An 8,380-nucleotide genomic window follows, 5' to 3' on the forward strand; every position below is an offset into this window, starting at 1 on the left:
GAAGCTTTCAGCAAACGCCAAGGCTACGCAATATCTCACGCCCTTTGCGGCTGATGGCGCTCGCATCCCAAGGCTCGAACACCTCTTCGATCTCGACCTGATGCACGCCCTCAATGGCGCGCAAACGGGAGCGAACGTCCTCACGGATCAGTTCGACGCAGGGGCAGCCGAGGCTCGTGAAAGTCAATTTCACGCGCACCTTGTCGCCTTCGACTTCAATTCCGCGCACCAAGCCGAGATCGAGGATGCTGATCGGATATTCCGGATCGAGCACCTCGCCGAGCGCGCTGCGCACTTCCGCTTCGGTTGCCATCCCTCGTCTCCTTACGCTTTCACCTCAGGCAGCGAGCGCCGGGCGGATCTGCGCGTAGCCGCGTTGAATCTCGCTGACGAGTTCGACGTTGGCCGGCCCGCGTCGCCGCCAGCGCGCGAGCACATCGTCCCACGTAATCGCTCCTCGCTCAAAGAGCCAACGTTTGTTTTCGGCGTCGAATTCCGCCGGGAAGGGGACGTCTATGACGTATTCGCCGCGTTCGCTGTCGTAGTGTGCCGGAACGCGCAATCCAAGTTTTTCGCAGAAGGGCACGGTTGTAGATAACCACTCTTGGCGCAACTGGTCATTGGTCTTGCCCTTCAAGCCGTATGAGATCTGCTCGGTATGGCGTTTCAGGTGATCGGGCAGCCCGAACCATTCGAGCGTGAGGACGAACATCCAATCGACGGCGCGTTGCAGTTCATCGCGTCGCGCCGGATCTTGAGCCAAAATGCTCATCCAGCGCTCGCCGTGGCGTAGGTGAAAATTCTCTTCGCGATCGACTTTAACCAACGCCCGTTTCCATGGCCCGTAGCTCGTGTGGCGAAAGACATCGCCGAGCAGCACGAAGCCAGCGCGGTCGTAGAAAGCGTTAGCGACCACCAGTTCGGTCCACGATTCGAGCGGGACGTCGAAGGCGTAAGGATGCTTGAACTCCTCGGGCCGTCGTTCGTAAACGAGCGCGTCGGTATCCACGCCGAGATCACGCAGCAACCGGTAAGCGATGTGCGCGTGGCCTAGTTCATCTTGAATGATGCCCATCGCCGAGATGTAAGCGTTGACGTTGGGCGCATCTTGCGCTGCGCGCAAGTAAGCTGGGGCGCTGATCAATTCCGTGTCGGCTGAAACGATCAACGTTCGTTTGAGACCTTCGATGTAGCGCTCGTTGGCGTGATCTGGCCGTTCCACCAAACGCCCTGCGCGGATCCGTTCGAGCAACGCGCTATCAGTCAACATGGTGTCGTCTCTCCTCGATCCTTCGAATCTCGCTGGGGATTTTAACTGACCGGTCAGTCAAAAATCAACCCAACGACGGGCGTCCGCAAATGGCGAAGCTGGCCGCCGATCGCGACGCCGGCGCCGAAGCATCCGGCTGGCGGCCTTTTCTCGCGATGAGCTGACTCGCCCTGATATTACGGCTCTTGTTCTTCTTGCACGGTCGCGACACGCCGCGTCGCGACCTGTTGATGTCCCGGCGAGCGCTTGAACGAGTGCTCGGAGAAGAAGAGCGACTGTTTTTGCTGAGGGCGGGGCTAGATCGAATGCCTCTGTTCGGGTTCGTGAGTTTCAAGCGTGCGCAACGATGTGTTGCCTTCGGGAACTTCGCAGCGGTAGAGAGCGCGTTTGTTTGCTCCCGCGCGCGATCTTGTGTCTCCGACCGCATAGGCGGTCCAAGTCATCGCACGCGGCGAAAGGTCGAGCACGCTGTAGCCGTGTTCGCTGCTGTTGAAGAACTTGATCCAAGGGTTCTCCAGCGAGACGAGGAGCGAAAGTTTGTCGAAGAAGTCATTCGTCGATTCGGCGCGCAAAATGCCGAGCAACCCGTCGGCCGTTTCGACCGGAAGCGGCGCGTTGCGGCAGAAGCGACCTGAGAAGCGCTGTTCGATCAGCTCGCGCAAGTTGCCGGAAGTGACCGAGCCGGTCATCAGTTCGACGCCGAGCGGGCGACCGGGCCGGATCAACGAAAAGCGCGACGGAATGATGTTCGCTTCAAACGAATGCAGATCGCCCGTCAGCGCAACGAAGTTCTGCACGCGCGAGCGCTGGAGGCGTTCGAGCAAGCGCGCGCGTTCGTCCGCATATCCGTCCCACGCATCGAGGTCGAGGTAAAGTCCCAAGATCTTGAACTGCGTGAATTGCACCTCGTTAGCCCATACCTTCCAAGTGCAGGTCGATTCGCTCAACCGGCGCAAGAACCACGCGCGTTGTTCCGCGCCGAACATGGTCTGCTCCGCCTCGAACATGCGCGGACAGCCGGGCGACAAATACCTTTGACCGATGGTGCTCTCGCCGCACGGATGGGCGCTACGGTAGAGCCGTTCGTCCGTGAGCAAAAGCTCCATTAAATTGCCGAATTTGATCGAACGATAGAGGCGAATGGCGCTTTGAAAGTCGGCTGCCGCATCAAACTGCACGCGCGCAGGCATGTATTCGAACCATGCCTGAGTGGCCGCATTGCGTCGAAGCGGATCAGGCGCGAGATCGTCATCCGGAGCGGTGGCGGCATAAGCGTCGTTGGCGAACTCGTGGTCATCCCAGATGACGGCCATCGCGTGCCGTTCGTGGAGGGTTTGCAGATCGGGATCTGAACGATAGGTGCGGTAAAGCGTGCGGTAATCTTCAAGCGTGGTCGCCTTCGCGTTGCCACTTGGCAGTTGGATTTGGCGATCGGGCAAGGGGTCTTGATAGCCTTCGGCTCCTACCGCTTCGTAGATGTAATCGCCTAGGTGGACCACCAAATCGAGTTCTTCTTGGGCGAGCAAGCGGTAAGCGTGGTAGTAGCCGCTGGTGTAGTCGGCGCAGGTGACGCAGCCGAGGCGAAGCGCGGGAAGCGTCGCGGTCTCTGCCGCCGCGGTTTTGAATCTGCCGGCGCGGCTCGTGTGACCGTCAAGCGTGATGAAACGGTAGTAGTAGAGCGAACGAGGTTGGAGTTGCCCATCGAGGTCGACTTTGACGACGTTGTCGAAATCGCGGTAGATGGGCGCGTAACCGCGGCGCACAATGCGAACGAAATCGGGATCGGCGGCCACTTCGAAGCGGACGAACGAACCGCGGCGCACCGCGGCGAAAGTTTCGGGCGTTTGCCCCTCGCGCGCGAAGAGATGCGGATCAAACTCATCCTTGCCGATGCCTTGTGCCACTGTCGGATCGACTCTGGTCCAAAGGACGGCGCCCGAAGAGGTCGGGTCGCCGCTGGCAACCGATTGCGGAAAGCCCTCACCGGGTCGGTGGCGCGGGCTGTATAGCTCGCTTAGACCCGCTGCCTCTTGCGCCAAAAGCGAGTAACCATCGAGCAGCACGTAGGCCGTTCCTGTAAACAACGCTTTAACCAGCGCGCGTCTCTTTTCGTTCATGCTCTTCCTCCGTCGGGAGCGTCTGTTGCAAGGCGAAGACTAAAAAAGCGCTCTTAAAAAGATTTGAAAAGGGAGTGAAAGCGGAGTTAAATCATTTGGCGATCGGATCGGCGAGACTCTGAAAGGGCGAAAGGATGCGACTAAAACGGTTCAGCCGATGGCAAGGCAGATTTTGTGGTGCGGTTGTGTTCCGACGATTAACGAGGCGCACGCGCGGCAAGGCGTGGTTTGGTTGCCTGTTGATTTGTCTGCTAGCCGGACCGGCCTGCTGGTCAGCGTCGGGCCAACAGCGGAGCGTCGAACGGCGCTTGCGACGTAAATTAATTGAAGGGAAAGTCGGCATCGCAAGTCAACAGCGGAGCGTCGAACGGCGCTTGCCCAGACTCAAGGTGAGCGACAACGGCCGGTTTTTGGTCACCGAAGATGGCCGCCCCTTCTTCTGGCTCGGCGACACGGCATGGGAGCTTTTCCATCGCCTCACGCGCGAGGAGGCTGCGCGTTACTTGGACAACCGCGCCGCGCTCGGCTTCACCGTGGTGCAAGCGGTGGTCCTCGCTGAATTGGACGGGCTGAGGACGCCAAATGCGTACGGCCATCTTCCGTTGGTGAACGACGATCCGACGCGCCCTGCCGTGCGCCCGGGACCGCGCAACGACTACTGGGATCACGTCGATGAGATCGTGCGCATGGCGAACGAACGCGCCATATACATCGGCATGCTTCCGACGTGGGGCGACAAGTGGAACAAGAAATGGGGCATCGGACCCGAGATCTTTACGCCGCAGAATGCCGAACAATACGGCGAGTGGCTTGGGCGGCGTTACCGTGAGGCGGGCGTCATATGGATTTTGGGCGGCGACCGTCCCATCGAAAACGAGACCCACCGCGAGATCATCCGTCGCTTGGCGCGCGGGCTGAGGCGCGGCGACGGCGGCGCTCACCTGATCACGTTTCATCCGATGGGCGGTCAAGGCTCGGCGCAGTATTTTCACGATGAGCCCTGGCTCGACTTCAACATGCGTCAAAACGGACACGGCGCCGATTTCGTCGGGCGCTATGACCAGACTCTGGCCGACTACAACCGAACGCCGCCAAAGCCTGTGCTCGATGGCGAACCGATCTACGAAGATCATCCGATCAATTTCGAGGCCACGCGGCAAGGATTCTCTGTGGCCGCCGATGTGCGGCGCGCGCTCTATTGGGATCTTTTCAGCGGGGCGTTTGGCCACACCTACGGTCATCATGCCGTGTGGCAGATGTTCGCGCCGGGGAGGGAACCGATCAACAACCCCTTGCTCGCTTGGTTCGACGCGATCAATCAACCGGGCGCGGCGCAGATGCGCCATGCGCGAGCGTTGTTGCAATCACGCCCCTTTTTGACGAGAGTTCCAGATGAAGCTTTGATCGTTCCGGACACGGTCGCCGCAGCGGTCCCCGGAGCGGGACGCTACCGTTTCGTCGCGACGCGCGATGAGCGAGGAAGCTATGCCATGATCTACGCGCCAGTCGGACGCTCTTTTCGCGTGCGTTTAGACAAGATCAAAGGGCGCCGTGTCAGGATCTGGTGGTTCAACCCTCGCGATGGCCGAGCGACATTAGTCGGCGAAGCGCCCGCAAGCGGCATCCGACGCTTCATTACGCCGATGCCGGGTGAAGCGCTCGATTGGGTTCTGGTGCTCGATGCAGCGGAGCGTGGCTATCCGCCGCCTGGAAGTCGTGCGGTTCAAAAGTTCGCTCCGTAAAGCGGTGCCGCGCCTTCGCCGAAAACTTCGTGAAGCCGACGCGCGCTTTTCGCGCGGATCGAGCGGGCGCAAAGAGCAGGAGTCGCAGAGCGCTAACATTTCAAACGCGCACGGGCGACTCGCTACGCCTTGCTGAAAGCAAAGCTCTTTATATGGCAGAGGAATTGGGGTGCCTAGTGCAACGACTCGCTACGCCTTGCTGAAAGTCCAGGCGCACGCAACTGGCACCTGCTGTTTGTGGTCTGGCAGCGTGCGCGCTCGGTTCCGACTGAACGACGCGCGTCTTCTAACCGTGGGCGAAGGTCCCCATTTGACTGATGGCGTAGTCTTGCATAGCCAGCAGTTCGTCGAGCAGTTCAAGCATCTGGGCCACTTTGCTGAGTTCCACGTGCGCGCGCGCTTTTTGCGCTTCTTCGAGTTTGATGAGCTGTGATTCCTCGTGGGATTGATCTTCCGTTTCTTCTTCGCCCCCGCTTTCTCGCTCGCGCTCCTGTTGCATAAGGGCGACGACGCGGCGCATGCGCGCGCGCTGTTTATCGAGCAGGTTGCGCATGATGGTGCGACGCATGGTCGGCGTGATGTGACGCAGGGCTTCGCTGTTGCCCGGCGGAGCCGCTAGCGCGCCGATGATGGTTGGTTGTTTGTTCAGTCCGAGAAGCTCTTCTACGGCTGAAGCGCCGCCACGCGCGCGCATCTGCTCGGCGGCGATCATCTGCGTTGGATGGCTGCCCGTCAACACTTCGGGCAGCACCACCGGCTGTTGCCCCGGCGGAATCGGCATCCCAGTCGGTTGTCCAAGTGGGCCAGGTTGGCCAACGGGTGCGTTTGGTTCGGGCAAGTTGGCCGGATTGACTTGCGTCGCAGCGTTGCGCTCCCCACCGACTTGATTTTGACTTTGCGGCAGCACGCCGCCGCTACCAATGCTCGATATCTCTGCCATCATTCACCTCCCGTGTTCATCGCGCTCGATCAGCTCGTTTTGTCAATCCCTGTCGTCGGAAAAGTCAAGCTCTGCGACCTTCCTCGGCCAGTTGAGAAACCCAGTGGAGCACGATGGCGACCGCTTCGTAGAGTTCTTCCGGTATCTCCTCATCGATCTCCAGTTCGTAGAGCGCGCGTGCTAGAGGGACGTCGCGTACGATGGGAACCCCCTCCTGCTCCGCTATCTGTCGAATGCGCACTGCCATCAGTTCAGCCCCTTTGGCGGCCACCACAGGCGCATTCATCGTCTCGCGTTGGTACTCGAGCGCGACGGCGATGTGCGTTGGGTTGACGACCACGACGTTGGCGCGTTTGACGGCGGCTGCCAGACTTTGCATGACGATTTCGCGATGCCGCTGTCGTCGCACGCTTTTGTGAAGCGGATTGCCTTCGGTCTCTTTGTACTCTTCGCGCACCTCTTGCTTGGTCATCATCAGATCGCGCCGATGCAGAAACTTTTGAAGAAAATAGTCCGCCGCGCCGATGAGCAGAAATGCCACCCCGACTTTGAAACCGATGCCGAGGACGAGCGAAGAGATATAAGCTGCCGCTTCGTTCGGTTTGAGACGAAGTGCGTGTGCGACTTCCAATCGCGCCTCCCACAGCGCCCAACCGACGACCCACGAAGCGATGATGATCTTGATAATGGTCTTCCCGAGTTCGATATAAGGCCGCGCTTTGAGAAACTTCTGTTTGAATCCTTCCGCCGGATTGAGCTTGTTCAACTGCGGTTTGATCGTTTCGAAGGTGAAGATCGCGCCCGTTTGCACGTAGTTCGACAGAAGAGCGAAGACCATAAGCGCGCCGAACAACGGCGCTAGCGCCAGCGCGCCGACTTTGGTCCCGTCCCAGAGCGCATCGAGCGCCACGACCATGCTCATCTCGCCCTGAAAAGCAGCCGCCCGCTCGAACCAATTTCGCGTTGCTTGTAAGAGCAAAGAGCCGATGTGGCCGCCCGCGATCCACAGGATCGCGATCGCGACGATGAAGACAACCGCGGAGGAGAAATCGTGGCTACGAGCGACCTGCCCTTTACGGCGCGCGTCACGCAGTCGTTTTTCAGTGGGTTGTTCAGTCTTCTCGCCTGCCATCGGTACGCTCTTCCGTCACAAAACTCAAGCTGCCCTCAGTTTCTGTAGAATGGAGAGTATTTTGGAACTGAGCAGTGGATCGGTGGCCACGAATTCGGAGAGCGCCTCCACGAGTTCGCGTCCTTGCGCCGAATTCCTGAAGCGCCGACGAAGACGCGAACGGATCATGAAACGAGCCGATGCGCGCACCGCTTGTGCCGCTCCCTCGCCGCTCAATAGATCGGCGTTGCGCGCGATCTGTTCCAACATCGCTCGTACTGGATTTTGTGCCCCGCTCGTCTGCTGCGCGTTGAGCTGCGCTTCGATGTTCGAAAGCGTGGAGGCAAAGCGTTCGCTTTTGACCGCGCGCTCCAAATCTTTCGGATCGAGCGGTTCCAATGGTTCAGCGCCACCGCTTAGGGGCGACCCCGGACGACGAATCTTCATCTGTTCAATGAACTCCTCGAATAAACCTCAAGATGATTTTACAAGAACTGCCCATGCTCAATCCAACTTCTCCCATTCCCAAGATGAATGCGTTTCGATCCAGTGAAATCCTTCCGTCGAATCGAACGGGCGTTCGCGTCAATCGCGTTTCAACCGTTCATCTTGCTGTGCCGCCGATCAGATCCGCGGCGTCCAACAAGGCTTGGGCCGTGCGTGCGTGTGGGGAAGTCGGATCTTGCTCGATCAGCTCGCGTAGCTCCGTCTCGGCCTCTTCGCGCTTTCCCTGAACGAGAAGTGCTTCGGCCCGGTGGACGCGGGCATAAGCGCTCTCGGGATGAAGTCGCAAAGCCTCATCGTAAAAAGCCAGCGCTTCGACGCAACGCCCGCGTTGCAGCTCGAGTTTGCCAAGTCCGACGAGCGGCACATCGGACGTCGGCGCGAACTCGTGCACGCCGCGAAGAATCTTCTCTGCTTCTTCTAGCCTGCCAGCGTCGCGCAGAAGCGCGCCAGCTTCAAGCATCACGCGCAAAGTTTCATCAGCGATCCGCACTTCATTGAACCTCATTTCAACTCCCCGCGTCAGCAGAACGGGCAAAAAAGGGAAGGTATTCATCGCGCGTTTCTGGATCAAGCCGCGATGACTGGCTCAGCTCGTTCGGGCAGACGGATTGCGTTGTCATGGGCGATTCCCTAAGCTGCTACCCGCAGCGCGATCATCAACCGTCCGACTCATCCTCCAAGCTCGCTTGCCAC

General features: G+C 59.5%; 8 protein-coding genes. 1 reads left to right on the forward strand and 7 read right to left on the reverse strand.

Translation table 11 applies throughout. From position 1 onward, the window contains the following. Positions 1-7: 7 nt before the first annotated feature. The 3 genes from C4334_RS09150 to C4334_RS09160 all read right to left on the reverse strand — a co-directional run bounded on the left by C4334_RS09150 (position 8) and on the right by C4334_RS09160 (position 3,387). Positions 8-313 carry a metal-sulfur cluster assembly factor gene (locus C4334_RS09150; RefSeq protein WP_352431782.1) on the reverse strand — a complete coding sequence of 102 codons (306 nt, stop codon included), beginning with the start codon at positions 311-313 and terminating at the stop codon, positions 8-10. Between the two features lie 24 nt (positions 314-337). Then, on the reverse strand, positions 338-1,270 hold the full coding sequence (locus C4334_RS09155) for a Phenylacetic acid catabolic protein (RefSeq protein ID WP_352431783.1): 933 nt from the start codon (positions 1,268-1,270) through the stop codon (positions 338-340). Between the two features lie 296 nt (positions 1,271-1,566). Further along, entirely contained in the window at positions 1,567-3,387 is a 1,821-nt protein-coding gene (locus tag C4334_RS09160) for an alkaline phosphatase D family protein (protein ID WP_352431784.1), read from the reverse strand. Between the two features lie 185 nt (positions 3,388-3,572). Here C4334_RS09160 and C4334_RS09165 point away from each other — a divergent pair, with 185 nt between their 5' ends. Beyond that, entirely contained in the window at positions 3,573-5,129 is a 1,557-nt protein-coding gene (locus C4334_RS09165; protein ID WP_352431785.1) for a glycoside hydrolase family 140 protein, read from the forward strand. A 286-nt stretch (positions 5,130-5,415) separates the two neighbouring features. On the opposite strand, the gene C4334_RS09170 is transcribed toward C4334_RS09165, so the two are convergent. The 4 genes from C4334_RS09170 to C4334_RS09185 form a co-directional block, all read right to left on the reverse strand. Beyond that, complete coding sequence (locus C4334_RS09170) at positions 5,416-6,069, reverse strand: hypothetical protein (protein ID WP_352431786.1); 654 nt, start codon at positions 6,067-6,069, stop codon at positions 5,416-5,418. A 64-nt stretch (positions 6,070-6,133) separates the two neighbouring features. Further along, complete coding sequence (locus C4334_RS09175; protein ID WP_352431787.1) at positions 6,134-7,201, reverse strand: EscU/YscU/HrcU family type III secretion system export apparatus switch protein; 1,068 nt, start codon at positions 7,199-7,201, stop codon at positions 6,134-6,136. A gap of 24 nt (positions 7,202-7,225) precedes the next feature. Then, the gene (locus C4334_RS09180) at positions 7,226-7,627 is read right to left on the reverse strand and encodes a hypothetical protein (protein ID WP_352431788.1); all 402 of its coding nucleotides are present in this window, start codon (positions 7,625-7,627) and stop codon (positions 7,226-7,228) included. 157 nt (positions 7,628-7,784) lie between these two features. Then, the gene (locus tag C4334_RS09185; protein WP_352431789.1) at positions 7,785-8,192 is read right to left on the reverse strand and encodes a tetratricopeptide repeat protein; all 408 of its coding nucleotides are present in this window, start codon (positions 8,190-8,192) and stop codon (positions 7,785-7,787) included. Positions 8,193-8,380: the final 188 nt, after the last annotated feature.

This window comes from Pyrinomonas sp. (genome assembly GCF_040289685.1).
GTDB lineage: Bacteria > Acidobacteriota > Blastocatellia > Pyrinomonadales > Pyrinomonadaceae > Pyrinomonas.

Bases quoted from the DNA above. Each gene is read 5' to 3' on its own strand.
- C4334_RS09150 (WP_352431782.1), bottom strand. From the start codon at position 313: ATGGCAACCGAAGCGGAAGTGCGCAGCGCGCTCGGCGAGGTGCTCGAT.
- C4334_RS09155 (WP_352431783.1), bottom strand. From the start codon at position 1,270: ATGTTGACTGATAGCGCGTTGCTCGAACGGATCCGCGCAGGGCGTTTG.
- C4334_RS09160 (WP_352431784.1), bottom strand. From the start codon at position 3,387: ATGAACGAAAAGAGACGCGCGCTGGTTAAAGCGTTGTTTACAGGAACG.
- C4334_RS09170 (WP_352431786.1), bottom strand. From the start codon at position 6,069: ATGGCAGAGATATCGAGCATTGGTAGCGGCGGCGTGCTGCCGCAAAGT.
- C4334_RS09175 (WP_352431787.1), bottom strand. From the start codon at position 7,201: ATGGCAGGCGAGAAGACTGAACAACCCACTGAAAAACGACTGCGTGAC.
- C4334_RS09180 (WP_352431788.1), bottom strand. From the start codon at position 7,627: ATGAAGATTCGTCGTCCGGGGTCGCCCCTAAGCGGTGGCGCTGAACCA.
- C4334_RS09185 (WP_352431789.1), bottom strand. From the start codon at position 8,192: ATGAGGTTCAATGAAGTGCGGATCGCTGATGAAACTTTGCGCGTGATG.